General features: G+C 70.3%; 22 protein-coding genes and 2 tRNA genes. 9 read left to right on the top strand and 15 right to left on the bottom strand.

Annotated elements, in window-relative coordinates:
* Window positions 1–39: 39 nt before the first annotated feature.
* The 5 genes from clpX to ICC28_RS02980 form a co-directional block, all read right to left on the bottom strand.
* Window positions 40–1,326, bottom strand: a complete 1,287-nt coding sequence (gene clpX, locus ICC28_RS02960) for an ATP-dependent Clp protease ATP-binding subunit ClpX (protein ID WP_188286758.1) — start codon at window positions 1,324–1,326, stop codon at window positions 40–42.
* Window positions 1,327–1,497: 171 nt separating this feature from the next.
* Entirely contained in the window at window positions 1,498–2,178 is a 681-nt protein-coding gene (locus ICC28_RS02965; protein ID WP_282699459.1) for an ATP-dependent Clp protease proteolytic subunit, read from the bottom strand.
* A gap of 74 nt (window positions 2,179–2,252) precedes the next feature.
* A complete protein-coding gene (locus ICC28_RS02970) occupies window positions 2,253–2,858 on the bottom strand; it encodes an ATP-dependent Clp protease proteolytic subunit (protein ID WP_188286831.1) in 606 nt (201 codons plus the stop codon).
* A 354-nt stretch (window positions 2,859–3,212) separates the two neighbouring features.
* Entirely contained in the window at window positions 3,213–4,610 is a 1,398-nt protein-coding gene (tig, locus tag ICC28_RS02975) for a trigger factor (protein ID WP_188286759.1), read from the bottom strand.
* 171 nt (window positions 4,611–4,781) lie between these two features.
* Window positions 4,782–4,858 (bottom strand) — tRNA-Pro (locus tag ICC28_RS02980).
* 129 nt (window positions 4,859–4,987) lie between these two features.
* On the opposite strand from ICC28_RS02980, the gene ICC28_RS02985 reads away from it, so the two are divergent.
* Window positions 4,988–5,058: transfer RNA gene (locus ICC28_RS02985), tRNA-Gly, on the top strand.
* Between the two features lie 93 nt (window positions 5,059–5,151).
* Here ICC28_RS02985 and ICC28_RS02990 read toward each other — a convergent pair.
* On the bottom strand, window positions 5,152–5,376 hold the full coding sequence (locus ICC28_RS02990) for a hypothetical protein (protein WP_188286760.1): 225 nt from the start codon (window positions 5,374–5,376) through the stop codon (window positions 5,152–5,154).
* A gap of 92 nt (window positions 5,377–5,468) precedes the next feature.
* Window positions 5,469–5,663, bottom strand: coding sequence for a hypothetical protein (locus ICC28_RS02995; RefSeq protein ID WP_188286761.1), 195 nt, complete (start codon window positions 5,661–5,663; stop codon window positions 5,469–5,471).
* 455 nt (window positions 5,664–6,118) lie between these two features.
* Between ICC28_RS02995 and ICC28_RS03000 the strand changes: the two genes are divergently transcribed.
* Window positions 6,119–7,240, top strand: a complete 1,122-nt coding sequence (locus ICC28_RS03000) for an acyltransferase family protein (protein ID WP_188286762.1) — start codon at window positions 6,119–6,121, stop codon at window positions 7,238–7,240.
* A gap of 137 nt (window positions 7,241–7,377) precedes the next feature.
* Here ICC28_RS03000 and ICC28_RS03005 read toward each other — a convergent pair whose 3' ends face one another.
* Window positions 7,378–7,842 (bottom strand): HD domain-containing protein, encoded by a 465-nt coding sequence (locus ICC28_RS03005; RefSeq protein WP_188286763.1) that lies wholly within the window; start codon window positions 7,840–7,842, stop codon window positions 7,378–7,380.
* On the bottom strand, window positions 7,839–9,029 hold the full coding sequence (locus ICC28_RS03010) for a PP2C family protein-serine/threonine phosphatase (RefSeq protein WP_188286764.1): 1,191 nt from the start codon (window positions 9,027–9,029) through the stop codon (window positions 7,839–7,841). The genes ICC28_RS03005 and ICC28_RS03010 overlap by 4 nt, the downstream gene beginning before the upstream one ends.
* Window positions 9,030–9,191: 162 nt before the next feature.
* Here ICC28_RS03010 and ICC28_RS03015 point away from each other — a divergent pair, with 162 nt between their 5' ends.
* A complete protein-coding gene (locus tag ICC28_RS03015) occupies window positions 9,192–10,448 on the top strand; it encodes a GNAT family N-acetyltransferase (protein ID WP_188286765.1) in 1,257 nt (418 codons plus the stop codon).
* Between the two features lie 85 nt (window positions 10,449–10,533).
* Here the strand turns inward: ICC28_RS03015 and ICC28_RS03020 are convergent, their stop codons facing one another.
* From ICC28_RS03020 to ICC28_RS40280, 3 genes are all read right to left on the bottom strand, one after another.
* On the bottom strand, window positions 10,534–11,343 hold the full coding sequence (locus ICC28_RS03020) for an Fpg/Nei family DNA glycosylase (RefSeq protein WP_188286766.1): 810 nt from the start codon (window positions 11,341–11,343) through the stop codon (window positions 10,534–10,536).
* Between the two features lie 127 nt (window positions 11,344–11,470).
* Window positions 11,471–11,962 (bottom strand): ribose-5-phosphate isomerase, encoded by a 492-nt coding sequence (locus tag ICC28_RS03025; protein ID WP_188286767.1) that lies wholly within the window; start codon window positions 11,960–11,962, stop codon window positions 11,471–11,473.
* 110 nt (window positions 11,963–12,072) lie between these two features.
* Complete coding sequence (locus ICC28_RS40280) at window positions 12,073–14,895, bottom strand: protein kinase domain-containing protein (protein ID WP_411158562.1); 2,823 nt, start codon at window positions 14,893–14,895, stop codon at window positions 12,073–12,075.
* Between the two features lie 271 nt (window positions 14,896–15,166).
* Between ICC28_RS40280 and ICC28_RS03040 the strand changes: the two genes are divergently transcribed.
* Window positions 15,167–15,898: a hypothetical protein gene (locus ICC28_RS03040; RefSeq protein WP_188286768.1), complete on the top strand. Its 732-nt coding sequence runs from the start codon at window positions 15,167–15,169 to the stop codon at window positions 15,896–15,898.
* Window positions 15,899–15,986: 88 nt separating this feature from the next.
* Here ICC28_RS03040 and ICC28_RS03045 read toward each other — a convergent pair whose 3' ends face one another.
* Window positions 15,987–16,568: a biotin transporter BioY gene (locus ICC28_RS03045; RefSeq protein WP_188286769.1), complete on the bottom strand. Its 582-nt coding sequence runs from the start codon at window positions 16,566–16,568 to the stop codon at window positions 15,987–15,989.
* A gap of 352 nt (window positions 16,569–16,920) precedes the next feature.
* Here ICC28_RS03045 and ICC28_RS03050 point away from each other — a divergent pair, with 352 nt between their 5' ends.
* Window positions 16,921–18,306: an amino acid permease gene (locus ICC28_RS03050; RefSeq protein ID WP_188286770.1), complete on the top strand. Its 1,386-nt coding sequence runs from the start codon at window positions 16,921–16,923 to the stop codon at window positions 18,304–18,306.
* A gap of 131 nt (window positions 18,307–18,437) precedes the next feature.
* Window positions 18,438–19,079: a superoxide dismutase gene (locus ICC28_RS03055; protein ID WP_188286771.1), complete on the top strand. Its 642-nt coding sequence runs from the start codon at window positions 18,438–18,440 to the stop codon at window positions 19,077–19,079.
* A 244-nt stretch (window positions 19,080–19,323) separates the two neighbouring features.
* Here the strand turns inward: ICC28_RS03055 and ICC28_RS03060 are convergent, their stop codons facing one another.
* Window positions 19,324–20,097 (bottom strand): SAM-dependent methyltransferase, encoded by a 774-nt coding sequence (locus ICC28_RS03060; RefSeq protein WP_188286772.1) that lies wholly within the window; start codon window positions 20,095–20,097, stop codon window positions 19,324–19,326.
* A 175-nt stretch (window positions 20,098–20,272) separates the two neighbouring features.
* Between ICC28_RS03060 and ICC28_RS03065 the strand changes: the two genes are divergently transcribed.
* Window positions 20,273–20,470, top strand: a complete 198-nt coding sequence (locus tag ICC28_RS03065; protein WP_188286773.1) for a hypothetical protein — start codon at window positions 20,273–20,275, stop codon at window positions 20,468–20,470.
* 21 nt (window positions 20,471–20,491) lie between these two features.
* Here ICC28_RS03065 and ICC28_RS03070 read toward each other — a convergent pair whose 3' ends face one another.
* A complete protein-coding gene (locus tag ICC28_RS03070) occupies window positions 20,492–21,130 on the bottom strand; it encodes a DsbA family protein (protein ID WP_188286774.1) in 639 nt (212 codons plus the stop codon).
* A gap of 135 nt (window positions 21,131–21,265) precedes the next feature.
* On the opposite strand from ICC28_RS03070, the gene pepN reads away from it, so the two are divergent.
* Window positions 21,266–23,851, top strand: coding sequence for an aminopeptidase N (gene pepN, locus ICC28_RS03075; RefSeq protein ID WP_188286775.1), 2,586 nt, complete (start codon window positions 21,266–21,268; stop codon window positions 23,849–23,851).
* Window positions 23,852–24,057: 206 nt separating this feature from the next.
* On the top strand, window positions 24,058–25,095 hold the full coding sequence (locus ICC28_RS03080) for a hypothetical protein (protein ID WP_188286776.1): 1,038 nt from the start codon (window positions 24,058–24,060) through the stop codon (window positions 25,093–25,095).
* Window positions 25,096–25,265: the final 170 nt, after the last annotated feature.

The raw sequence follows: 25,265 nt of genomic DNA on the forward strand, positions 1-25,265 counted from the left end.
TCGGTCGACCGGGGCCCCTTCGCATGCCAAGTGCGGCGGCTACGCCGTCTTCTGCTCCCCGGACCCCCGCCCCCGCGCATCCCGCGGAATCAGTGTCGGGTTCACGTTGGAGTGGACGACGTCGGCCGTGATGACGACGCGGGCCACGTCCTTGCGGGAGGGGACCTCGTACATCACGGACATGAGGACTTCCTCCATGATGGCGCGGAGGCCGCGGGCGCCGGTCTGGCGGAGGATGGCCTGGTCGGCGATGGCTTCCAACGCCTCGCGTTCGAAGTCGAGTTCCACGCCGTCGAGTTCGAAGAGGCGCTGGTACTGCTTGACCAGGGCGTTGCGCGGCTCGACCAGGATCTGGAGGAGAGCCTCGCGGTCCAGGTTGTGCACGCTCGTGATCACGGGCAGGCGGCCGATGAACTCGGGGATCATGCCGAACTTGACCAGGTCCTCGGGCATGACGTCCTCGAACTGGTCCTTGGATTCGAGCTCCCGCTTGGAGCGGATCGTGGCGCCGAAGCCGATGCCCTTCGCGCCGGCCCGGGACTCGATGATCTTCTCCAGGCCCGCGAAGGCGCCGCCCACGATGAACAACACGTTCGTCGTGTCGATCTGGATGAACTCCTGGTGGGGGTGCTTGCGGCCGCCCTGCGGCGGGACCGAGGCCGTGGTGCCTTCGAGGATCTTGAGCAACGCCTGCTGGACGCCCTCGCCGCTCACGTCGCGCGTGATCGACGGGTTTTCACTCTTCCGCGCGACCTTGTCGATCTCGTCGATGTAGATGATCCCGGTCTCGGCCTTCTTGACGTCGTAGTCGGCCGCCTGGATCAGCTTCAGCAGGATGTTCTCGACGTCCTCGCCGACATAGCCCGCCTCCGTGAGCGCCGTCGCGTCGGCGATGGCGAACGGGACGTTGAGCATGCGGGCCAGGGTCTGCGCCAGCAGGGTCTTGCCGGAGCCCGTGGGGCCCAGCAGGAGGATGTTGGACTTCGCCAACTCGATGGCGTCGTCACGGCCTTGGGCGCCGCCGTTCTCGCCGGCCTGGACGCGCTTGTAGTGGTTGTAGACCGCGACGGAGAGGGCCTTCTTGGCCGCCTCCTGCCCGACCACGTACCCCTCGAGGAACTCGTAGATCTCGCGGGGCTTGGGGAGTTCCTCCCAGCGCACCTCGCTCGTCTCCGCGAGTTCTTCCTCGATGATCTCGTTGCAGAGGTCGATGCACTCGTCGCAGATGTACACACCGGGCCCTGCGATGAGCTTCTTGACCTGCTTCTGGCTCTTGCCGCAGAACGAGCACTTGAGCAGATCGCCGCCGTCACCGATGCGTGCCACGGTGTGCTTCCCCTTCGCCTGGGAGACGACTGGACGCTTTCGAATCCAGCGGCTCCTGGTGCTGCCTTATGTCCGACGGTACCTTGCCGGGGCCCTCGTTCGGGCCCCCCTTGGCACGGTTCACTTTGTCGTGGACCGTGCCAAGGAGCGGCAGACGATACAGCCCCTCCGTCAGCGGACGGCGGCGTTGTTCATCTTCCGGGTGGAGATGATCTGGTCGATCAGGCCGTACGAGAGCGCTTCCTCAGCGGTGAGGATCTTGTCGCGCTCGATGTCCTCGCGGATCTTCTCGATCGGCGTGGTGGAGTGCTTGGCCAGCATCTCTTCCAACTGCGCGCGCATCCGCAGGATCTCGTTCGCGGCGATCTCCAGGTCGGAGACCTGGCCGCGGCCGGTCTCGCTGTAGGGCTGGTGGATCAGCACGCGGGCGTTCGGCAGCGCCATGCGCTTGCCGGGCGTACCGGCGGCCAGCAGGATCGCGGCGGCGGAGGCCGCCTGGCCCATGCAGACCGTCTGGACGTCCGGCTTCACGAACTGCATCGTGTCGTAGATGGCCGTGAGCGCGGTGAAGGAGCCGCCCGGGCTGTTGATGTAGACCGAGATGTCCCGGTCGGGGTCCATCGACTCCAGGCACAGCAGCTGCGCCATGACGTCGTTGGCGGAGGCGTCGTCGATCTGCACGCCGAGGAAGATCACGCGCTCCTCGAAGAGCTTGGCGTACGGGTCGTACTCACGGATGCCCTGCGAGGTGCGCTCGACGAAGCGCGGAATGACGTAGCGGGACTCGGCGGCGGGACCGGTGTACTCGGCGCGCGTGCGGTCGTACAGGCCGCTGCCGGGGAAGTCGTTCACTGTCTGTCTCCTAGGAGCTGAGGCGGTCGGCTGGGGGCTTGTGCGGGGGTCCTTCCGGCCCCTGCTGGGGCTGCTCAGGCCCCGGTGCCGCCGCCGCCCGGCATGTTGGCGGCCGTGGTGATGACGTCGTCGATGAGGCCGTACTCCTTGGCCTCGTCGGCGTCGAACCAGCGGTCGCGGTCGGAGTCGCGCGTGATCTGCTCGAACGACTGACCGGTGTGCTGTGCCGTGAGCTCGGCCATGCGCTTCTTCGTGTGCAGCAGCCGCTCCGCGTGGATCTTGATGTCGGAGGCCGAACCGGCCAGACCGGCGGAGGGCTGGTGGATCAGGATCTCGGCGTTCGGGAGCGCGAAGCGCTTGCCCGGGGTGCCCGCGCTGAGCAGGAACTGGCCCATCGAGGCGGCGAGGCCCATGGCGATGGTCACCACGTCGTTCTTGATGTACTGCATGGTGTCGTAGATCGCCATGCCGGCCGTGATCGAGCCGCCGGGGCTGTTGATGTACAGGTAAATGTCCTTGTCCGGGTCGGCGGCAAGGAGCAGCAGCTGTGCGGTGATCTTGTTTGCGATGTCGTCGTCGACCGGCTGGCCGAGGAAGATGATCCGCTCGTTGAGCAGCCGGTTGTAGACCTGGTCGCCGAGGCCACCACCGATGGAAGGCTCGCCGGCGGCGGAGGGCATCAGATTCGTCACGTATCCACCTGCTCGTCTTACGACGGCGCCGGGCCGTCTCACGTTTCCCTGCGGGGGCCTGCGGCGGTTCAACCGACTTGGGGCCCCATACTCATGGACCCTAACGCGCTGGTCCCCTCGGGGAATCCCGGAGTAGGAGGTGTTCGCCGGGGGCGTAGAGCGTACGGAGGGTGTTTGTTCGCTGCTCGCCGTGGTTGTGGCGGCACGGGGGCGCGCGCGGGGCCGTCGCGGCCGTTCGCGCAGTTCCCCGCGCCCCTTCGGGGCGCCCCCTCCGCCGTACGGCACAGAGGCCCCTGGGGAATCCCCAGGGGCCTCTGCTACGGGCTGCAAGGCGCCGTGGGCTCAGCCCTCGGTCTTCTCCGTGTCGGCCTCGGTGGCGTCGGCCTCGGTGGCCTCGGCGGCGACGTCGGCGGCCGTCTCGACCTCGTCCTCGTCGTCGAGGTCGATGACCTCGCCGTTGGTGTCCTTGACCGTGGCCTTCTCGACCACGACGGCCAGGGCCTTGCCGCGGGCGACCTCGCCGACCAGGAGCGGAACCTGGCCGCCCTCGACGACGGCCTGGGCGAACTGGTCGGGGGACATGCCGGAGGAGGCCGCACGCCGCATGAGGTGCTCGGTGAGCTCCTCCTGGTTGACGTTGAGCTTCTCCTGCTTGACGAGCTCGTCGAGGACGAACTGGGTCTTGATGCCCTTGACCGCGGCCTCGCGGGTCTCGGTCTCGAACTCCTCGACCGTCTTGCCCTGGATCTCCAGGTACTTCTCCAGGTCCAGGCCCATCTGGCCGAGCTGGTGGTGCTCCAGGTTGTGCTTGCGGGTGTTGATCTCGTCCTCGAGCAGCTTCTCGGGGACGGGCACCTCGACGAGCTCCAGCAGCTTCTCCAGGACGCGCTCCTGGGCCTGCGTGGCCTGGTCGTACTGCTTCATGTTGGTGAGGCGCTTGCGGCTGTCCGCCTTCAGCTCCTCCAGGGTGTCGAACTCGGAGGCGAGCTGCGCGAAGTCGTCGTCCAGCTCGGGCAGTTCGCGCGCGGCGACCTGGGTGACCTTGACGGTGACCTCGGCCTCCTTGCCGGCGCCCGTGCCGCCCTTGAGCTCGGAGGTGAAGGTGGCCTCGGCGCCGGCCTCCAGGCCCTTGACGGCGTCGTCGATGCCGTCGAGGAGCTCACCGGAGCCGATGGTGTAGGAGACGCCCTCGGCGACGCCGTCCTCCAGGACCTCGCCGTCGACCTTGGCCTGCAGGTCGATGGTGACGACGTCGCCGTCCTGGGCGGCGCGCTCCACCGGGGAGGTGGAGGCGAAGCGCTCACGGAGCTGCTCGACCGACTTCTCGATGTCCTCGTCGGTGACCTCGATGGCGTCGACCTCGACCTCGATGCCGGAGTAGTCCGGGATCTCGATGGCCGGGCGGACGTCGACCTCGGCGGTGAAGTTCAGCGTCTCGCCGTCCTTCAGCTCCGTGATGTCGACCTCGGGCTGGCCCAGCACGTTGAGCTCGGCCTCGTTGACCGCCTCGGTGTAGAACTTCGGGAGGGCGTCGTTGACGGCCTCCTCCAGCACCGCACCGCGGCCGAACCGCTGGTCGATGACCCGGGCCGGGATCTTGCCCTTGCGGAAGCCCTTCACCGTGACCTGCTGGTTGATCTTCTTGTACGCCGCGTCGAGGCTGTCCTTGAGCTCCTCGAAGGGCACCTCGACAGTGAGCCGAACCCGGGTCGGGTTCAGGGTCTCCACGGCGCTCTTCACGGTTCGGTCTCCTTGTGGCTGACTGCTTGGTTTCTGCCGGAGCCAGACTGGTCCGGCAAATTCGCCGCCCGGAGGACTGTCAGGGAGTGAGAGACACACGGGCGCGCAGCTTGCATAGTAACCGCAGCCGCTGAACGACCCAAAGGCGATCATCGAGGATGATCGGGCAGGTGGTCGGGGTGGCGGGATTTGAACCCACGGCCTTCCGCTCCCAAAGCGGACGCGCTACCAAGCTGCGCCACACCCCGTCTGGTGCGACACGTAGGGTACATGCCCGCAGGCAGCGGGGCCGCCCCTTTGAGGGGTGTGCATCGAGGGGCGCCGACCCGCTACGATGCCTTCAGTGCCGCGGTCACCTGACCTGCGGCGCGTCCTGTGCGGGCGTAGCTCAATGGTAGAGCCCTAGTCTTCCAAACTAGCTACGCGGGTTCGATTCCCGTCGCCCGCTCTGTACGGCTCGGGGCCGGGCGGAGGAAGAATCCTCCGCCCGGCCCCGATCGTTTTCCGTCTGCTTCCGTGCGCTTCTGGCTTCTACTTGCTTCTACTTGTCGGCCCGGTAGAGCTTGATGTCGCGGTTGACGAAGAGGTGGACGTATCCGCAGCGCCAGCAGATCAGACCGGTGGCGCTCTCGTCGGCCCAGGCCAGCTTCATGAACTCCATGCCGGCGCTGTTGAGCAGGACGCCCCGTTCCCGGAAGACGTCCCCCTTGCAGACCTGGCAGCTGAGCCAGACATCGCCCAGTGCCGCACGTACCGGCTTCGCCATCCCGCGAACGCCCACGTTTGTTGCCGTATGACCGTGTGAGGGGGATGAGACTACCGGGCAGTAAGGGCGGTCGGCGGGGTGGGTCGGGGCTTCTAGAACTGGATCGAGTTGATGGTCTCCGCCAGTGAGTCGAGGAAGCGCTGGATGTCGTCGGCCATGCCGGTCGAGGCGAGGAAGAAGCCGAAGAGCACGGCGACGACCGCCGGGCCGGCCTTGAGGGATCCGCCACGGATCAACACCACCAGGACGATCGCCAACAGCAGCACCACTGACAGCGAAATGGCCACAACTGATCACACCCTCGGTCGGTCCGCTCTCCCGGCCCAGGGGCGCCAACCCCACGCACCCCCGCCAGAACCATCGTGCCACCAACAGGCCCCCCGTATGCGGCGGGTGAGGCAACGTGCGTCACAACTCCGGCCGGTCCGGGGGGCGTCGGGCCGTGCGGGCGGACGCCGGGCGCGCCCCCGCACAGTAATTCGAGACGACACTCGCGCGGGGAATTCCAAGAGATCGTTTCCATCTCCACACAACGCGTTCGCAGGCATTTCGAATTGCCATCACAGGCATGACAACAGCGGTGCGGGCAAAGGATTTACGTGATAGTTTGTCCGGATGCATCCGGACAAACCCGATGGCGTGGGATGTGAATTCCCCTCCCCGCCACCGGCTTTCACCCGCAATAGCCCGAACGCTGTCGCGCGTTTTACGAATACCCACGGCCGCCGCTAGGGTGCCTCAGATGTTCCACGCTGCCTCGTCCCCCGCACACCCGCCGCAGAAACAGCAGAACGAACACAAGCAGCGCGACGCCTTCTTCGACAACGCCAAGTTCCTGGCGATCGTGCTGGTGGCCGTGGGCCACGCCTGGGAGCCCCTCAAGGGCGACAGCCGGATCCTGGAAGGCCTGTACACCGTGGTGTACGCCTTCCACATGCCGGCGTTCATCATCATCTCGGGCTACTTCTCGCGCAGCTTCGACATGCGCCCGGACCGGCTGCGGCGGCTGATCACCGGCGTCGCCGTGCCGTACATCGTCTTCGAGACGGCGTACTCCCTGTTCAAGCGCGTCATCGACGACGACCCGGACATGGCGATCAGCCTGCTCGACCCCTGGTACCTCACCTGGTTCCTGATCGCGCTGTTCGTCTGGCGGATGACCACCCCCGTCTGGAAGGCGATCCGCCGGCCGCTGCCGGTCGCACTCGGCATCGCGATGCTGGCCTCCGTCACCCCGGAGATCGGCAACGACCTGGATCTTCAGCGGGTGCTGCAGTTCCTGCCGTTCTTCGTGCTGGGCCTGAACATGAGGGCCGAGCACTTCCAGTGGGTGCGCCGGCGTGCGGTGCGGATCCTGTCCGTGCCGGTGGCCGCGGTGGCGCTGGCCGTCGGCTGGTGGTCGGTGCCGCGGATGAACACCGGGTGGTTCTACCACCGGGACTCCGCGCAGGAGCTGGGCGCGCCGTGGTGGACCGGGCCGGTCATGGTGCTCGCGCTGTTCGGCTGCTCGCTCGTGCTGACCGCCTGCTTCTTCGCCTGGGTGCCGCGTCGCTCCCTGTGGTTCACGGCGCTGGGTGCGGGCACGCTGTACGGCTATCTGCTGCACGGGTTCTTCGTGAAGGCCGCCGACTACCGCGGCTGGTACGACCACGACTGGCTGTACGGGCCGCTGGGCGAGATCTTCGTGACCGTCCTCGCGGCGGCCGGAGTGACCCTGCTGTGCAGCGCGCCGGTACGGCGGTTCTTCCGCTGCGTCATGGAGCCCGAGATGAAGTGGGCGTTCAAGCCCGACCCGGCGGAGCTGGCCCGCGGACGGGAGAAGCGCGGCGAGGACGCGCCCGCGCGCGAGAAGGTCAGCGCGTAGGCGCTCCGCTGGATGTGCTGTGTTGCGTCGTTGTTCGGCTGCGGGCTTCTCGTGGCTGGTCGCGCCCCGCGGCGGAGCCGCATGTGCAACACAGCCCCGCGCCCCTTTGGGGGCGCTGTTCGCCGGGGCCGTTTGGCTCAGGAGGGCTCCAGGCCGAGAAGCGCGCGCATGCGTGCGTACTTCTCGGTCAGGCGGGTGCGGGTGGGCTCGTCGAGGGTCGCGAGGCGGGCCGGGTCGCCGTTGTGCGCCAGGTCCGCCTCCTTGACCAGCAGGGCGCCGGGGGTCGCGAGAATGCGCTGGGCGTACGTCTCCGGCGGCTCGCCCTTGCGCTTGGTGACCGCCAGGACCATGGCCTTCGTACGGGCGCTCAGCGCGGCCTCGTGCAGCCAGTGCTCGGAGAGGGCGTCGTCCTCGACGGCGTCGTGCAGCCAGGCCGCCGCGATCTGGTCGGCGTCTCCGCCGCGGGCGCGGACGCCGTCCGCCACGGCCTTCAGGTGCTCGGCGTAGGGGCGGCCCGCCTTGTCGGTCTGGCCCTCGTGGGCGGCGCGGGCGACAGCCTCGACCTCGGCGAGAGTGAGCGGGAGCGGTGCGGGCGTCGTCATCCGTGGGCTCCCGTCTGCGCCATGACCGTAGGGCCCTCGCGGCAGATCAGCAGGAGTGCGCGGTCGTCGTTGACGTCCTTCGCGACCGCCTCGATCAGATGCCAGGCCGCTCCGTGGAAGCCGCCGGCGACATAGCGGTCGGCCTCGCCGGTGAGGCGGTCGATGCCCTCGACGATGTCGCGGTCGGACGTCTCCACGAGCCCGTCCGTGAACAGCATCAGCACGTCGCCGGGGCGCAGCGAGCCCTTCACGGGGTCGAACTGGGCGCCGTCGTACACACCGAGCAGCGGGCCCTCGGCCGCCTTCTCCTCCCAGCGGCCGCTGCCCGCGCTGAGCTGGAGGCCCGGCGGGTGGCCGGCGGAGTACAGCTCGTAGTCGCCGGAGTCCAGGTCCAGGACCAGGTGGATGGAGGTGGCGAAGCCCTCGTCCCAGTCCTGGCGGAGGAGGTAGCCGTTGGCGGCGGGCAGGAAGGCATGCGGGGGCAGGCTGCCCAGCAGGCCGCCGAAGGCGCCCGAGAGCAGCAGCGCCCGCGAGCCCGCGTCCATGCCCTTGCCGGAGACGTCCGTCAGGACGACCTCCAGGGTGCGCCCGCCGTTGGTGCGTGCCGCGACCACGAAGTCACCGGAGAACGACTGGCCACCGGCCGGCCGCAGCGCCATCTCGCGGTGCCAGCCGCTCGGCAGTTGCGGCAGCTTGCTCTGCACCCGGATGCGCTCGCGCAGGTCGAAGAGCATGGTGCCGCCGCGCCGCCAGGGCACGCCCACCCGGCTGCGGAACTGCGCGATCAGCAGGCCGACGAAACCGCAGGCGGCGACCACGAGCACCACGCCCGGGGTGACCCGGGCGGAGCCTTCGGTGTACGGCCCGAGCTGCACCGACTCCACGATGAGCGCGGTGGCGGCGGCCGCGTACAGGCCGAGCAGGCTGGCCGGGCGCAGCAGCAGGCCGCCGGCGACGATCGGGAGGACGAGCGCGGCCGGCGCGCACCACACCGCGTTGGCCAGCGTGGCGGCCGTGATCAGCGGGACCGTGAGGAGCAGGCCGGCCAGTGCGATCCAGTCCGAGCCGTCCCCGCGGAAGTAGTCGACGGCGCTTCTGCGCAGGCCGACGCGGACCCGGTGCCACTGCATCTTCAACCGGGCCGTGAACGTCTCGGCGGCCGTGCGCCGCTCTCGTCCTGCTGCCATTAGTTCGGGACCCTATCCATCGGACCAGCCGCTTGGCACGGGAGGTCCCACTTGTCCCCCGTCCGAGGCTCGACTTCACAGTGAACTTCACGAACAGCGGCCCCGCCGCAACCTGGTGGAAATTCCCTGGCTCGCCCCGCACAGCCCTGATAGGCATGGCCCATGGGCACAGACTTCACGACCGGTTCCACGACCGAGCTGCGTACGCTGCGGCCGGACGACTGGGACGAGTGGTACGACACCCTGCTGCGCGCCTTCGGCGGGGTGCCGGAGCCCGTCGAGGAGCGCGAACTGGTGAGGGCGCTCACCGAGTTGGACCGGTCCTTCGGTGCCTGGGACGGCGGCGGTTGGGTGGGGACGGCGGGGGCGTTCAGCTTCGGACTGACCGTGCCCGGGGGCGCCTCGGTGCCCGCGGCCGGTGTGACCATGGTCAGCGTCGCCGCCACGCACCGGCGGCGCGGGGTGCTGACGTCGATGATGCGGCGGCAGTTGGACGACGTGCGGTCCTTGGGCGAGCCGCTGGCCGTGCTGACGGCGTCCGAGCCCGCGATCTACGGCCGTTTCGGGTACGGCGCGGGGACCTTCCAGGTCGGCGCCGAGATCGACACGAACCGGGTGCGGCTGTCGGTGCCGCCCGGCACCGATGACGTACGGCTGCGGTACGCGGCGCCCGCGGACGTGCTGGACGCGTGCGAGGCGGTGCGGCTGGCGCTCGTGCCCCTGCGGCCGGGGATGCTGTCCTACCGGCGGCCCGGTTGGGAGGCGCTGGGGGTGCTCGATCCGGAGAGCGGGCGGGACGGGGCCTCGCCGCTGCAGTGCGTCGTCGCCGAACGGGACGGCGGGACCGTCGGGTACGCGCGCTTCCGGGTCAAGCCGGGCTGGGAGGTCGCCGGGCACAACGGCACGGTGGTCCTGGAGAACGTGGCCGCGCTGGATCCGGCGGCGGAGGCGGCGCTGTGGCGGTTCCTGTGCGACATCGACCTCACGACGACGCTGCAGGTGCGGGGGCGGCCGGTCGACGAGGCCTGGCAGTACCAGGTGTCGGACCTGCGGCGCTGCCAACCGCGGCTGCGGGACGGGCTGTACGTGCGGCTCGTCGACGTGGGGGAGGCGCTCCAGGCGCGGACGTACCAGGCGCCGGTGGACGTGGTGTTGGAGGTCGAGGACGCCTTCTGCCCCTGGAACGAGGGGCGTTGGCGGCTGACCGGCGACGCGAAGGGCGCGTCCTGCGAGCGGACGGCGGAACCGGCGGATCTGGCCCTGTCCGTACGGGAGTTGGGAGAGGCGTACCTCGGCGGGGTGTCGCTGGCGGCGCTGGGCGCGGCCGGGCGGGTGCGGGAGCTGCGGGAGGGTGCGCTGACGGAGGCGGCGGTGGGATTCGCGTCCACTGTGGCGCCTTGGCTGCCGCACGGCTTCTAGGGGGCGTGCGGGTGCTAGAAGCCGTACCGCTTCTGGGAGCGGTGCCGGCCCTGGAAGCCGTGCCGACCCTGGAAGCCGTGCCGGGTCAGGGCTTCTGGCACTGCGGGCACCAGAAGAGGTTGCGGGCGGCGAGATCGGCGGTGCGGATCTCGCCGCCACAGATGTGACAGGGCTGGTCGGCCCTGCGGTAGACGTACACCTCGCCGCCGTGGTCGTCGACGCGTGGCGGGCGGCCCATGGCCTCCGGGGTGTGCTCGGGGCGGACCGTGTCGATGCGGTTGTTGCGGACGCCCTCGCGCATGAGGGCGACGAGGTCGGCCCAGATCGCGTCCCACTGGGCCGGGGTGATGTCCCTGCCGGCCCGGTAGGGGTCGATGCGGTGCCGGAAGAGGACCTCGGCGCGGTAGACGTTGCCGACGCCGGCGATGACCTTCTGGTCCATCAGGAGGGCCGCGATGGTGGTGCGGCTGCGGGAGATCCTCCGGTACGCGGCCTTCGGGTCGGAGGTCTCGCGGAGCGGGTCGGGACCGAGCCGGTCGTGTATCGCCTGCTTCTCGGCGTCCGTGATCAGTGCGCAGGTGGTGGGGCCGCGGAGATCGACGTAGGACGTGCTGTTCGCGAGGCGGAGCCGGACGGTGTCCGTGGGCGGGGGCGCGGGGGCGGCGCCGAAGCCGACCTTGCCGAAGAGGCCCAGGTGGATGTGGACCCAGTCGGTGTCGCGGAAGCCGAGGAAGAGGTGCTTGCCGTGGGCGTCGGTACGGGTGAGTTCGGCGCCGTCGAGGAGGGCGGCGGCGTCGGAGAACTTGCCCTGGGGGCTGGTGACGCGGGTGGGGGTGCCGAGGAACGCGGCGGCGTAGTCCTGGGCCAGCCGGTGGATCGTGTGCCCCTCCGGCACGGTGGCTCGCTTTCGTCGTCGTCAGTGAGTGGGGGCGTGGGGAACGCCACCGGGGGCTGCCGCCCCTTCGGCCCCGTCCAGGGGGCGTCGCCCCCTGGACCCCCGACGGGCCGGACAGGGTCAGCGGCTACTGGTCCTGCTGGGGGTGGTGGGCCGGGATCGGGGGGAGGTCGCCCGTCGTCTCGTACGCGGACAGCATGTCGATACGGCGGATGTGGCGCTCGTCGCCCGAGAACGGGGTGTTCAGGAAGGTCTCGACGAACTTCGTCGCCTCCTCCTGGGTATGCATGCGGGCGCCGACGGCGACGACGTTGGCGTTGTTGTGCTGGCGGCCGAGGGACGCGGTCTCCTCGCTCCAGGCCAGCGCGGCCCGTACGCCCTTGACCTTGTTCGCGGCGATCTGCTCGCCGTTGCCGGAGCCGCCGATCACGATGCCGAGGGCGTCGGGGTCCGCCGCGGTGCGCTCTGCGGCACGCAGGCAGAAGGGCGGGTAGTCGTCCTGGGCGTCGTAGATGTGGGGGCCGCAGTCGACGGCCTCGTGGCCTGCCGCCTTGAGCCACTCGACGAGGTGGTTCTTGAGTTCGAAGCCCGCATGGTCGGAGCCGAGATACACGCGCATGGGATGAGTGTGACATGCGGGTTGCCGGTCGGCAGTGGCGGGTGCCGACCTGGTGAAAGGGTCCCGGGGGCCCCTTTCACCACCCTCTCACCAGGTGCGCTGGGCCGTGTTCAGAGGACGACGAAGCTGTCCTTGACCTTCTCGTACGTTTTCAGGGCCTGGCCCTCCATCTCCGGCTGGTACCACGTGTTGACCTGGAACGACTTGCCGTTCTGGTTGAAGCCGAGCAGCCTCGCGTGCCAGTGGACGCCCTTGAGGGTGAAGGTGTACTCCCAGACGACGGCCGGGTGGCCGCGGAACGTCGTCTCCTCCAGGCGGATCTTCCGGTAGCCCTGGCCCTGGCGGGCGTTCTGCTCGGAGGTCTCCCAGGTCTCCATCAGGTCGCCGCGGGCGATCGACGACTTCGCCACGAGTTCCTGTCGGCCGTCGGGGGACGTGTAGTGCACCTCCGCCCCCGTCTTCACGTCCCGCCGCCAGCCGTCGGGCGTCGCCCACGCGAACCCGCCCGCCTCCCGGTGGGTGCCGGGCGGCAGGCTCTGCGGCCTTGAGGTTCCCTCGACGGTGGGCGAGGCGCTGTACGAGGCGCTGTACGAGGGTGACGGCGACGTTCCCCCCGCCCGGTTACCGCCGGGCGAACCGGCGTTCGCGACGAGTACGACGGCCAGGACACCGCCGGCGACCACCGCCCCCACCACGGCCGCCAGCCGGGCACGCCGGCCGCCGCTACGGGGGTGCCGCGCCGGAATCGCCGGCCCGGGCCGCTCACCGGGCGGCATCGCGCCGGCCTGCGCGTCGGCACCGACACCGGGCCCGGCCTCCGGCCGCCGCACGGTCTCCGTCCGCGCCCGGACGAGCGACACGCCCACGGCACGAGGAGAGCCCTGCACGATCCCTCGTACCGGCGTCTCGGACCGCACCTCCGACCAGGTCCGTGAGGCGAGCTCGGTGGACGCGTTGGACGTGCGGTGCTGAGCGTCCTGGGTGGGGGTCGTGGCGGCGGCGGGTGCGGGGAGAGCGGGCGGCCCGCCCTGCACGGGAACGTCGGGAGCGGTCGCAGCGGGCGCACCGGAGCGGCTGCCCTCGGCGGGAACGTCGGCGCAGTCCGACGCGGACGAGCCGACGCGAGCCGTCTCGACCGCCCTCTCCGGGGAGGCCGGGGGGCCTGCCGCCGCGGCAGGGACATCGCCCCCGACACCCTGGACGGCCGCGGAACCCGCGCCCACACCAGGCGCGTCACCACGGGAGTCCTCGGCCGCCGCTCCCGGGGAAGCCTCGGGGCCCGCAGACGTACCGGCCCCGGCGTTCTCGATCCGCACCTCCCCGGAAGCCCTGGGATCCTCCAGCGCACCGGACGCCCCGGCCCCGGCACCCTCGACGGGCACGACCGCGGAAGCCGCAGGATCGGCGGCCCCCACGCGCGTACCGCCCCGGAGGTCCTCGACAGCCCCAGGGACCGGGCCCACACCAGGCGTGCGGACACGGGCCTCCTCGACCGGCGCCTCCGCGGAAGCCGCAGGCTCCGCAGCCGGACCGGACGTACCTGCGCCGACGCCTTCGACCGGCGTCTCCAGGGAGGTGGGGCGGCGGAGGTTGTGGGTGGGGTGTTGGGGGGCCGGGGGCGATGGGGGTGCGGGCCTTCTGGGGTCGGTGGTCGGGGGTGGGGGCGGGGGCGTGGTGGTGTCGTTCGCGGTGGTCGGAGCCGTTGCGGCTTCCGGTTCCTGCGTCGGCTGCGGCGCCTCGGGGTGGTCCGCCGGTTCTGGCGGCTCGGAGGTCTCGGCGGCCCCGGGCCGGGCTGCCGCTTCCGCGGCCGCTTCCGGGCCGGGGGGTGGGGTTCCGGCAGGTGTGCCGAGCCCGTCCGGCACCTCGACCGCGCCATCCCGCCGGGCCGCTTCGGGCTCTTCTCCTCCCTCCGGGCCTTGCTGCCGAACCTGTTTGGGGTCCTCTCCTCCCTCCGGGCCTTGCTGCCGGGCCCGTTCGGGGACCTTTTCCCCCTCCGCACCATCCCGCCAGGCCCGTTCGGGGGCCTGTGCTTGCTCCGGGCCGGGCTGGGCGGGGTGGTCGACGTGGGTGTTGGGCCGTTGGCTCGGTGGGGCCTGCTCGCGGCCCAGTGTCTGGGGCAGTTGTGGGTTGGCAGGCGGCGGGGGAAGGGCCGGTCCGCCGCCCACCGGCATCGTCACGGTCGGGGTGGGGGGTGGGAACGCGACGGGGTGGAGGGCGGTTTCGAGGTCGTTCAGGCCGGGGCGGACCGCCGGGTCCTTTTCCAGGAGGGCGGAGAGGATGTCCCGCAGGGGGCCCGCCGTGGCCGGGAGGGCGGGCTCCTCGTAGAGGACCGCGTGCAGCGTGGCCAGCGTGGTGTCGCGGGAGAAGGGGGAACGGCCGTCCAGGGCCGCGCAGAGCGTGGCGCCCAGTGACCACACGTCCGACGGAGGCCCCTGGGGTCGGCCGGAGATCCGCTCCGGGGCCATGTAGTCCGGCGAGCCCACCAGCATGCCCACCATCGTCAGCGCCTTGGCGTCCTGGATCGCGGCGATGCCGAAGTCGGTGAGGACGATCCGCCGTGCGCCGGACTCCACGAGGACGTTGCCCGGCTTGATGTCCCGGTGCAGCACGCCCCTTTCGTGCACCTGGCGCAGCGCGGCCACCAGCCCCAGGCCGAGGAGGGCCGCCTCGCGCGGTCCCAGGGGGCCGTCCTCCGCCACGATCCGCTCCAGCGAGCGGCCGGCCACCAACTCCATGACGATCCACAGGCGTTCACCCTCGTCCACCACGTCGTAGACCCGTACGACGTTGGGGTGGTCGATGCGCGCCGTGGCCCGCGCCTCGCGCAGGGTGCGTTCGCGGCGGGTGCGGGTGTCCTCGGCGTCGAGACCGTCTATGCGCATCTCCTTCACCGCGACCGGCCGGTCGAGCATTTCGTCGGCGGCTCGCCACACCCGCCCCATTCCCCCCTGACCGATACTTTCGACCAATCGATAGCGCCCCGTCACCAGTAGCCCTGGGACTCCGCCGCTCCTCGTATTCCCCGGCAATCCGCTGCACCCCCTCAAAGTCCCCGAAGGATCCGCGAAGATCCTGAACGGCCCGTCAAAGACTGCCCATTTGAAACATGATGGTCACACTTCATGCCGTACCAGCATAGTGCGGAGAAATCTTGTGGTACCTCTTCAAGTACTGCGAATTCAGGCGCAGCCAAGGGGGACGAACATGAGTTCTCGTCGTACGACGACCATCGCGGGATCGCTGGTTGCAGCATCTTTCTCGGCAGTGATGATCCTTCCGTTCACCGCCGCGGCAGACGAACCGGGACCGGCAAGCAGCAAGGGGGGAAAGGCCGTCGACGAGGCCCCGGCAGGCGTGAAACTGACCACGACACTGCCCGAGAAGATCTCGGTCGACAACAACTCGGAAGAGACGGCGATTACCGCCACGGTGAAGAACGAAGGGACCGAGGACAGCGGAAAGATCAATCTCCTGGTCGTCGGTTTCGATGGCCTTACAGTCAAGAATGTTCAAGGCTGTTCGGAAATCGCCAAGGGCGATCTACCGGAAGGATCGAACAGCGGTTTCAGTTGTCCCGTGGACAATCTGGCGGCGGGTGACTCCAAGTCGTATGACGTGGACGCGACTTACGACCTGAGCAAGACGGGGAAGATCTGCCTGCCCGTCCAGAGCGCCGACGGAAAGAAGACGTACTGGCAGCAGGGTCCGGTGCCGTTCGGTACGACGAACCCGTCGCCGAACGCCCCCGCCACCCCGCTGCTGCTGGGCACGGACAACCAGCCGGTGGCGCCCGGCGGCGACGAGGACGAGTTGCCGAAGACCGGCGTCCTTCGCGATGTGCTCCCGCTGGGCGCGGCGGGCGCGGCTCTCATGTCGGCCGGTGTCGCCGGTCTGTGGTGGTCGTCGCTGCGGCGGCCGCGCCGACAGCAGGTCTGACAGGTCCGGCAGGTCTGACGCGCGCATACACAAGGGAGCGGGGCCGGGGGTGTCCCCCGGCCCCGCTCCTTCGTCTACCGCCGCGACCTCACCGGTTGACGTACTTCCAGGCGGCCGGCAGCAGGCCCATCGCCAGGGCCGCCTTGAGGGCGTCGCCGATCAGGAACGGGGTGAGGCCGGCCGCGACCGCCGCGGAGGCGGACATGCCGAGGTCCAGGGCGAGGTACGGGACGCCGACGGCGTAGATGATCGCCTCGCCCAGCAGCATCGCGCCCGCCATGCGCCACACGGAGCGGTCGGCGCCGCGGCGGGCCAGGGCGCCGACGACCGCGGCGGCGAGGACCATGCCGAAGACGTAGCCGAGGGAGGGCGCGCTCACGCCGGAGGAGGCCTGGGCGAACCACGGCATGCCCGCCATGCCGGCGATCGCGTAGAGCGCGAGGGAGAGGAAGCCGCGGCCGGCGCCGAGCGTGGTGCCGACGAGCAGGGCGGCGAAGGTCTGGCCGGTCACCGGCACCGGGGAGCCCGGCACGGGCACGGCGATCTGGGCGGCGAGGCCGGTGAGGGCGGCACCGCCCGCCACGAGCGCGATGTCGCGGACACGGGAGGCCGGGAGCAGGTCTGCGAGGACCTGGCCGGGGCGGGCGGGGGCGGCGACGGCGGTGCTCATGGGGACTCCGCGGAGGTGTGGACAGGCTGGGACACGGTGACGCTATCCCGGCGCCCTCGCGTCGATCACCGTCAGCGGTCGACAAAGGCTGGATCACCGGCTTGGTGGGCTCCGGACAAAGAGTGTGGGTTACACCGGGTAGGGCGTGATGCTGGTCACTGAGGTGGGGATGCGCGGGTCACCGACGGCCCGGTGGGCGGGTCTGTAGGTTCTCGCCAAACAGGCCCCGTGAAGGGTCCCGTACCCTGGGTGGCGTACCTGTCCGCATACTGGGCATCCTCGTCGCCTGAGCGGACAGGAAGCTCAGACTGTGGGCGTTTTTGCCCTCTCATGCATTGGACGAGCCGCGCCCATGCCCAGCACCACAGTCGAGACGCCTGCGCAGCAGGACGACGACGTCTCCCTCTCCCACGGCCTCAAACAGCGCCACCTGTCGATGATCGCCCTCGGCGGGGTCATCGGCGCGGGCCTGTTCGTGGGCTCCGGCGCCGGTATCGCCGCCGCCGGCCCCTCGATCGTCCTCGCCTACGCCCTCTCCGGCCTCCTCGTGATGCTGGTGATGCGGATGCTCGGCGAGATGTCGGCCGCCTATCCGTCCTCCGGCTCCTTCTCGGCGCACGCCGAGCGGGCCATCGGCCCCTGGGCGGGCTTCACCGCGGGCTGGTCGTTCTGGGTCCTGCTGTGCACGGCCGTGGGCCTGGAGGGCATCGGCGCCGCGAAGATCGTCACCGGCTGGCTGCCGGGCACGCCCGAGTGGGCGTGGGTGGCCCTGTTCATGGTCGTGTTCTGCGCCACCAACCTCGCGGCGGTGAAGAACTTCGGCGAGTTCGAGTTCTGGTTCGCGGCGCTGAAGGTCGGCGCGATCACCCTGTTCCTGGTCCTCGGCGGCCTGGCCATCTTCGGTCTCCTGCCCGGCACGGACTCCCCCGGCACGAGCCACCTCACCGACTTCCTGCCCAACGGCGGCGAGGGCCTGGTCATCGGCCTGCTCGCGTCCGTCTTCGCCTACGGCGGCATGGAGACGGTCACCATCGCGGCGGCCGAGTCGGAGAACCCGGTCAAGGGCGTGGCGAGCGCGGTCCGCACGGCGATGTGGCGCATCGCGCTGTTCTACATCGGCTCGATGGCCGTCATCGTGACCCTGGTCCCGTGGGATTCCAAGGAGGTCGTCGAGAAGGGCCCGTACGTCGCCGCCCTCGACGAGCTCGGCATCCCCGGCGCCGGTCAGCTGATGAACGTCGTCGTCCTGGTCGCCCTGCTGTCCGCGATGAACGCCAACATCTACGGCTCCTCCCGCATCGCCTACTCCCTGGTCCAGCGCGGCCAGGGCCCGAAGGCGCTGGGCCGGGTCTCCGCCGGGGTGCCGCGCATCGCGGTGCTGGCCTCCTCGGTGTTCGGCTTCGCGTGCGTGCTGCTCAGCTACTGGCGGCCGGACGACGTCTTCAGCTGGCTGCTGAACATGATCGGCGCGGTGATCCTCGTCGTCTGGATCTTCATCGCCGTCTCCCAGCTGCGGCTGCGCGCCCGTCTGGAGCGCGAGGCGCCGGAGAAGCTGACCGTGCGCATGTGGGCGTTCCCAGTGCTGACCTGGGTCGCGCTGGCCGGCATGGCGACGATCTTCGTCCTGATGGCCCGTGAGCCGGACACCCGGGTGCAGTTGTACTCGACCGGCGCGATGACGCTGTTCCTGGCGGCCGTCGGGTACGCGTGGCAGCGGGCGCGGGCCAAGGCCGCCTGACGCCCCCTCCCCCGACCGCCGGAAGGCCCCCGCGAGACATGCGGGGGCCTTCTTCGTTGCCCGGGCGACCCTTTTTGCTGCTAGTGTGCAGTTGCAAGCTCTTTGCAATAAGAGGTCGGAGGGGACCTGTCATGCCCGTCTACACGCTTCCTGAACTGCCGTACGACTACTCCGCGCTCGCGCCCGTGATCAGCCCCGAGATCATCGAGCTGCACCACGACAAGCACCACGCGGCGTATGTGAAGGGGGCCAACGACACTCTGGAGCAGCTCGCCGAGGCGCGGGACAAGGAGCAGTGGGGGTCGATCAACGGGCTGGAGAAGAACCTGGCCTTCCATCTGTCCGGGCACATCCTGCACTCGATCTACTGGCAGAACATGACCGGCGACGGCGGCGGCGAGCCGCTGGCCGCCGACGGGGTCGGCGAGCTGGCCGACGCGATCACCGAGTCCTTCGGATCGTTCGCGGGCTTCAAGGCCCAGCTGACCAAGGCCTCCGCGACGACGCAGGGTTCGGGCTGGGGTGTTCTCGCCTACGAGCCGCTGAGCGGACGGCTCGTCGTGGAGCAGGTCTACGACCACCAGGGCAACGTAGGGCAGGGCTCGGTGCCGATCCTCGTGTTCGACGCCTGGGAGCACGCCTTCTACCTCCAGTACAAGAACCAGAAGGTCGACTTCATCGAGGCGATGTGGCAGGTCGTCAACTGGCAGGACGTGGCCCGGCGTTACGAGGCCGCCAAGTCCCGCGCGGACGTGCTGCTGCTGGCGCCCTGACCCTCTGAGACGCCCTGCCTCGTGATCGTCTTCTCACCTTTCACGCGGGCAGGCGGAATGAGGGAAGCCCCCGCGAGGACGTGACTCGCGGGGGCTTCCTGGTCCGTACGGGCGTCCGCCGAGCGCTCCGCTGGAAGTACGGCGATGGACCGTCAGTCGTCTGCGGCACCACAGTGGCTGGTCGCGCAGTTCCCCGCGCCCCTTCAGGGCGCTACCCCGCCGCAGTGAACTTCGCCCGGCCCGCTCAGGGCTTGCGGGCCAGGCCGCCGTGCTGGCCGATCGGGGCCGGGTGCTCCTCCTCCGGGCGCCACAGCGGGACCGAGACGACGCCCGGCTCCACCAGGTCCAGGCCCTCGAAGTAGGCCTCGATCTGGTCCACCGGGCGCAGGAAGTAGGGGACGGCGCCGGTCTCGTTGTAGGCGTCCTGGGCCTCCTCGTAGACCGGGTCGGTGCCGCGGGAGCCGTCGTTGACGCACAGGTAGCTGCCGGAGGGCAGGCCCGCCAGCAGCCTGCGGACCAGGTCGCGGGCCTCGGCGTGGTCGGGCACATGGCCCAGGATGCCGCTGAGGATCAGGGCGGTGGGTTGCGTGAGGTCCAGTGTCCTGCCCGCCGCCTCGATGATCCGCTCGGGCTCGTAGAGGCTCAGGTCCTCGTACGCCGTGACGCCCTCCGGGGTGGAGGTGAGCAGGGCGCGGGCGTGTGCCAGGACCAGCGGGTCGTTGTCGACGTAGACGACCCTCGACTCGGGGGCGAGGCGCTGGGCGACCTCGTGGGTGTTGTCGACGGTGGGCAGGCCCGTGCCGACGTCCAGGAACTGGCGGATGCCCGCCTCCTGCACCAGGTACCGGATGCTGCGGCCCAGGAAGGCCCGGCTGCTGCGGGCGATGGTGACGATGCCGGGGAAGACGGCGGTGTAGGCGTCGCCGGCCGCCTCGTCGACGGGGTAGTTGTCCTTGCCGCCGAGCCAGTAGTTCCAGATCCGCGCCGAGTGCGGTACCGAGGTGTCGATCTCCGTCATGTGCCCATGGTGCTACGGGCGGTCGGGCTCGCAAGGCAGATTGCGGGACACGGGTGCGTGGATCCGTCGGATTTCACGCCGGAACCGAGTTTCGGGATGGCCGCCTCCCCGGCCCCGCGGGCTCGTATGCTCGCGGGGCCGGGGGGTTCGCCCCCTGCAGAGGGAGGTGTGCGCCGTGGTCGTACGTTGCCCGAACTGCGGTGGTCCGCTGCAGAAGTTCCGCAAGCTCTCCAAGGCCGAGCAGGACTACGTCGCACAGACCAAGCAAGTGTCGGATCCCGGCGCCTACCAGCGCTGCACGGGCAACGACGGGGCCTGTCGCCGCTTCCAGCGGTGGAGCAACTGGCGGGACGGCGGCGACTTCCCCGTGTAGCGGGACTCCCGTGCGGAGGGACTACAGGTTGCTGAAGTCCGGCCCCTTGGTACGGGTGCGCTTGATCTCGTAGAAGCCGGGTACGGAGGCCACCGCGAGCGTGCCGTCCCAGAGCTTGGCCGCCTCCTCGCCCTGGGGGGCCGGGGTGACGACCGGGCCGAAGAAGGCTATCTGCTCGCCGTCGGCGCCGGGGACCGCGATGACCGGGGTGCCGACCTCCTGGCCGACCTTGTCGATGCCCTCCTTGTGGGAGGCGCGCAGTTGCGGCTCGTACGGGGTGGAGTCCCAGTGGTCCATCAGGGACTCGGGCAGGCCCACGTCCTTCAGCGCGGCGGCGACCACCGACTTCTCCGGGCCCTCGCCCTGGTTGTGGATGCGGGTGCCGAGCGCGGTGTAGAGGTCGCCGAGCACCTCCGCGCCGTGCTCCTCCTGCGCCGCCGCGACGACCCGGACCGGGCCCCACGCCTTGGTCCGGAGCATCTCCTGGTACTCCTCGGGCAGCTCGTCGATCTTGTCCTCGTTGAGGACGGCGAGGCTCATCACATGCCAGCGGACCTCGATGTCCCGCACCTTCTCCACCTCCAGCACCCAGCGCGAGGTCATCCAGGCCCAGGGGCACAGAGGGTCGAACCAGAAGTCGACGGGCGTCTTGTCCGACATGTCTCTCCTTGTGAAGGAACCGTTTCTCCGGGAACACCGGCGCCGGTCGCAGCCATTCCCGCTGCCGCCTGTCAGGAGCACATGGCAGTATCGGCCCTGTCCGCATTGTGAACGCCGTCCGAGGGAGTACCGTCCGTGCCCGGTGAGAACCTGTCCCGCGAGGAAGCCCGGGAGCGGGCCGCCCTGTTGTCCGTCGACGCGTACGAGGTGTCCCTCGACCTGCGTTCGGCGGTGGGAGAGACGGGGGCCGAGCCGCGTACCTTCCGCTCCGTCACCACCCTGCGCTTCCGCTGCGCGGAGCCCGGCGCGGCGAGCTTCGCCGACCTGATCGCGCCGAGCGTCACCTCCGTCTCCCTCAACGGCAAGGACCTCGACCCCGGCGAGGTCTTCGACGGCTCCCGGATCCTCCTGGAGGACCTCGCCGCCGACAACGAGCTGGTCGTCGACGCCCAGTGCGCCTACTCCCGCACCGGCGAGGGCATGCACCGCTTCGTCGACCCGGAGGACGGCGAGGTGTACCTGTACACCCAGTACGAACCGGCCGACTCCCGACGGGTGTTCGCCAACTTCGAGCAGCCGGACCTCAAGGCGCCGTTCCGCTTCGAGGTGCGGGCGCCCGAGGGCTGGACGGTGTGGAGCAACGGCGTGGGCACGCTCACCGACGGGGTGTGGCGGTTCGCGGAGACGAAGCCGATCTCGACGTACATCACCTGCGTCGTGGCCGGGCCGTACCACTATGTGACGGACTCCTACTCCCGCACCTTCGACGACGGTACGACGCTGGAGATCCCGCTCGGCGCCCTGTGCCGCAAGGGCCTGGCGCCGCACTTCGACGCCGACGACGTGTTCCTGGTCACCAAGCAGGGCCTGGACTTCTTCCACGACCACTTCGACTACCCGTACCCGTTCGGGAAGTACGACCAGGCGTTCGTGCCGGAGTACAACCTCGGCGCGATGGAGAACCCGGGTCTGGTGACCTTCCGGGAGGAGTACATCTTCCGCGGCAAGGTGACGCAGACGTCCTACGAGGCGCGGGCGAACGTCATCCTGCACGAGATGGCGCACATGTGGTTCGGCGACCTGGTCACCATGGTGTGGTGGGACGACCTGTGGCTGAAGGAGTCCTTCGCGGACTTCATGGGCACCTTCGCCAACGTCGGCGCGACCCGCTTCACGGACGCCTGGATCACCTTCGCCAACCGCCGCAAGGCCTGGGCCTACCGCGCCGACCAACTGCCCTCCACGCACCCGATCACGGCCGACATCCGCGACCTGCAGGACGCCAAGCTCAACTTCGACGGCATCACCTACGCCAAGGGCGCGTCCGTGTTGAAGCAGCTGGTCGCGTACGTCGGCCAGGACGCGTTCCTGGAGGGCGCGCGGCGCTACTTCAAGCGGCACGCCTACGGCAACACGCGCCTGGGCGACCTGCTGTCGGTGCTCGGCGAGACCAGTGGCCGGGACATGGCCGCGTGGGCCCGGTCCTGGCTCCAGACTGCCGGCGTCAACTCGCTGACCCCGCAGGTGCTGCTGGACGCCGAGGGCCGTATCGACGAGCTGGCGGTCGTGCAGGAAGCCGCCGAGTCGCACCCCGAGCTGCGCCCGCACCGGATCGCGGTGGGCCTGTACCGGCGGACCGGCGGCGCGCTGGAGCGGTACGCGCGCGCCGAGGTGGACGTCCACGAGCCGCGTACGGTCGTGGCCGAGCTGGCCGGGGCCGAGGCGCCGGAGCTGGTGCTGGTCAACGACGACGACCTGACGTACTGCAAGACCCGCTTCGACGAGACCTCGCTGGCCACGCTGCGCTCCGCCCTCGGTGAGCTCACCGACCCGCTGGCCCGTGCGCTGTGCTGGTCGGCGCTGTGGAACATGACGCGGGACGCGCTGCTGCCGGCACGGGACTTCGTGGACCTGGTGGTGCGGTTCGCCGGGCGCGAGTCCGACATCGGCGTGCTGCAGATGCTGCACGCCTGGGCCGATTCCGCGCTCGTCCACTACGTGGCGCCCGAGTGGCGCGAGCGGGGCGGTGCGCTGCTGGCCGAGAGCGCGGAGCGCGAGCTGCGGGCCGCCGAGCCGGGCAGCGAGCACCAGTTGGCGTGGGCGCGGTTCTTCGCGCGGACGGTCGGCGACGAGACCGGCTTCCGGCTGCTGCGGGAACTGCTGGACGGTACGACGGCGATCGAGGGCCTGGCCGTCGACCAGGAGCTGCGCTGGGCGTTCCTGGACGCGCTCGCCGAGCACGGCTTCGCCGACGAGAAGGTGCTGGAGGCCGAGCTGGCCCGGGACGACACCGCCTCCGGCAAGCGCCACCAGGTGCGCTGTCTGGCCGCCCGTCCGTCGGCGGCGGTGAAGGCGCAGGCCTGGGCGCAGGTGGTGGAGTCGGACGCGCTGTCCAACGCCCTGGTCGGGGCGACGATCGCGGGCTTCGCCCGGTCCTCCCAGCGGGAGCTGCTCGCGCCGTACGCGGAGAAGTACTTCGCCGCGATCGAGCGCCTGTGGGACGAGCGGTCCATCCAGATCGGGATGGACGTGGTCAGCGGTCTGTTCCCGGCCTACCGGGACTCCCCGGCGACGCTGGAGGCGACGGACGCCTGGCTCTCCGCCCACGAGGACGCCCCGCCGGCGCTGCGGCGGCTGGTACTGGAGGCGCGGGACGACCTGGCGCGGTCGCTGCGGGGTCAGGCGTGCGACGCGGCGGCCACCCGCGCCGAGAAGGGCTGATCATTGGCCTTGGCCTAGCCCCTCCGTGACCGTTACGGAATTCAGGCAATAGCAGCCGTAACCCCTGGTCCAACCCGAACGGACCAGGGGTTTTCCGCGCCTACTCGGCATCCGAACATCCGTCCTTTAGGACGAGCTTGTCCGGTTTTGTCGACGGGCGTGTAACAGCGGTTAAGGGGCGGATCGGTCGCGGGAATGGCAGGGTCATGAACCACAACACCCCGCTCTCCCCCCGCCCCCTCCACCACCTCGCCGACGTCCGGCGGCGCGTACTGACGGCCGCTCAGCTGCGGGCGCACGGTGTCTCGGCCGCCGAAACGAACGAGCAGTGCCGGGCCGGCGGCCCCTGGCAGCAGATCCTGCCGGGCGTCTTCCTGCTCCACCCGGGCCCGCCGACCAGCGAGGAGCGGCTGCACGCGGTGCTGTTGTTCGCGGCACGGGAGCGGAACGCCGGGGTGCCCGCGCAGCCCGGCGCGGAGGAGCCGCACCGGCCGCTGTACACCGAGGCGATGATCACCGGGCTGGCGGCGCTGACCCTGCACGGCTTCTCCGCCACGCCCCCGCTGACCGCCCTGGACTCGATCGACGTCCTGGTCCCGCGGCTGCGCCGGCTCCGCTCCACCGGCTGCGCCCGTATCGTCCGCACGGCGTCCCTTCCGGCCCCCGAGCAGGTGACCGGCCTCCCGGTCGCCCCGGTGCCGCGCGCCCTGGCCGACGCGGTCGCCGAACTCTCGGACGCGGGCGCCGTACGCCGCCTGCTGACCGAGGCCGTGCGCGGCGGCCACTGCGAACCGGCGGCAGTGGTACGGGAGTTGAACCAGGCGAAGCTGCTCAGCCGCCCGCACGTGGTGGACGCGGTGGACTCCCTGCTGGCCGAGGGGCGGGCGATCGCGGAGGACCGCCTGTACGCGATGGTCCGCGAGCACGGGCTGCCCGACCCGGTCTGGAACGTCGACCTGCGGCTGCCCGGCGGCCCGCACCTCGGCGGCCTCGACGCCTACTGGCCGGAGCACGCGGTGGCCGTGGAACTGGACACCCGCGCGCCCCGCCAGGACGAGGACGCGCTGTGGTCGGAGTACGCCCGCAAGCGCGAGCACCTGGAGCGGCTCGGCATCACGGTCGTGTACATCACGCCCAAGAAGCTGCGGGACGCGCTGGAACAGCAGGCGGCCGTGGTCCGTACGGCCCTGATGGCGTCGACGGACCGCGATCCGGCCGCGTATGTCGTGGTGCTTCCCCGGTAGGAGGGGGATCGGGGAGGCATCAGGAGGGGAGAGGAGGGGCCGCCGGGCGGAGGGGACCGGGCGGCCCCTCCTCGTGCGGGCGCGAGCGGGATCACAGGGGCGCGGTAGAGTCGGGAGAGGTTAAGCAAGATTCAATCTACGTAATATCGAATCTACGTTTCTCGGAGCTG

Origin of the sequence: Streptomyces sp. TRM68416 (genome assembly GCF_014596915.1) — a bacterium.
Lineage (GTDB): Bacteria > Actinomycetota > Actinomycetes > Streptomycetales > Streptomycetaceae > Streptomyces.

Bases quoted from the DNA above. Each gene is read 5' to 3' on its own strand.
- ICC28_RS03055 (WP_188286771.1), top strand. From the start codon at position 18,438: ATGCCCGTCTACACGCTTCCTGAACTGCCGTACGACTACTCCGCGCTC.
- ICC28_RS02990 (WP_188286760.1), bottom strand. From the start codon at position 5,376: ATGGCGAAGCCGGTACGTGCGGCACTGGGCGATGTCTGGCTCAGCTGC.
- ICC28_RS02970 (WP_188286831.1), bottom strand. From the start codon at position 2,858: ATGCCCTCCGCCGCCGGCGAGCCTTCCATCGGTGGTGGCCTCGGCGAC.
- ICC28_RS03070 (WP_188286774.1), bottom strand. From the start codon at position 21,130: ATGTCGGACAAGACGCCCGTCGACTTCTGGTTCGACCCTCTGTGCCCC.
- ICC28_RS03060 (WP_188286772.1), bottom strand. From the start codon at position 20,097: ATGACGGAGATCGACACCTCGGTACCGCACTCGGCGCGGATCTGGAAC.
- ICC28_RS03080 (WP_188286776.1), top strand. From the start codon at position 24,058: ATGAACCACAACACCCCGCTCTCCCCCCGCCCCCTCCACCACCTCGCC.
- ICC28_RS03005 (WP_188286763.1), bottom strand. From the start codon at position 7,842: ATGACGACGCCCGCACCGCTCCCGCTCACTCTCGCCGAGGTCGAGGCT.
- ICC28_RS03010 (WP_188286764.1), bottom strand. From the start codon at position 9,029: ATGGCAGCAGGACGAGAGCGGCGCACGGCCGCCGAGACGTTCACGGCC.
- ICC28_RS03050 (WP_188286770.1), top strand. From the start codon at position 16,921: ATGCCCAGCACCACAGTCGAGACGCCTGCGCAGCAGGACGACGACGTC.
- ICC28_RS03045 (WP_188286769.1), bottom strand. From the start codon at position 16,568: ATGAGCACCGCCGTCGCCGCCCCCGCCCGCCCCGGCCAGGTCCTCGCA.
- ICC28_RS03025 (WP_188286767.1), bottom strand. From the start codon at position 11,962: ATGCGCGTGTATCTCGGCTCCGACCATGCGGGCTTCGAACTCAAGAAC.
- ICC28_RS03015 (WP_188286765.1), top strand. From the start codon at position 9,192: ATGGGCACAGACTTCACGACCGGTTCCACGACCGAGCTGCGTACGCTG.
- ICC28_RS03000 (WP_188286762.1), top strand. From the start codon at position 6,119: ATGTTCCACGCTGCCTCGTCCCCCGCACACCCGCCGCAGAAACAGCAG.
- ICC28_RS03040 (WP_188286768.1), top strand. From the start codon at position 15,167: ATGAGTTCTCGTCGTACGACGACCATCGCGGGATCGCTGGTTGCAGCA.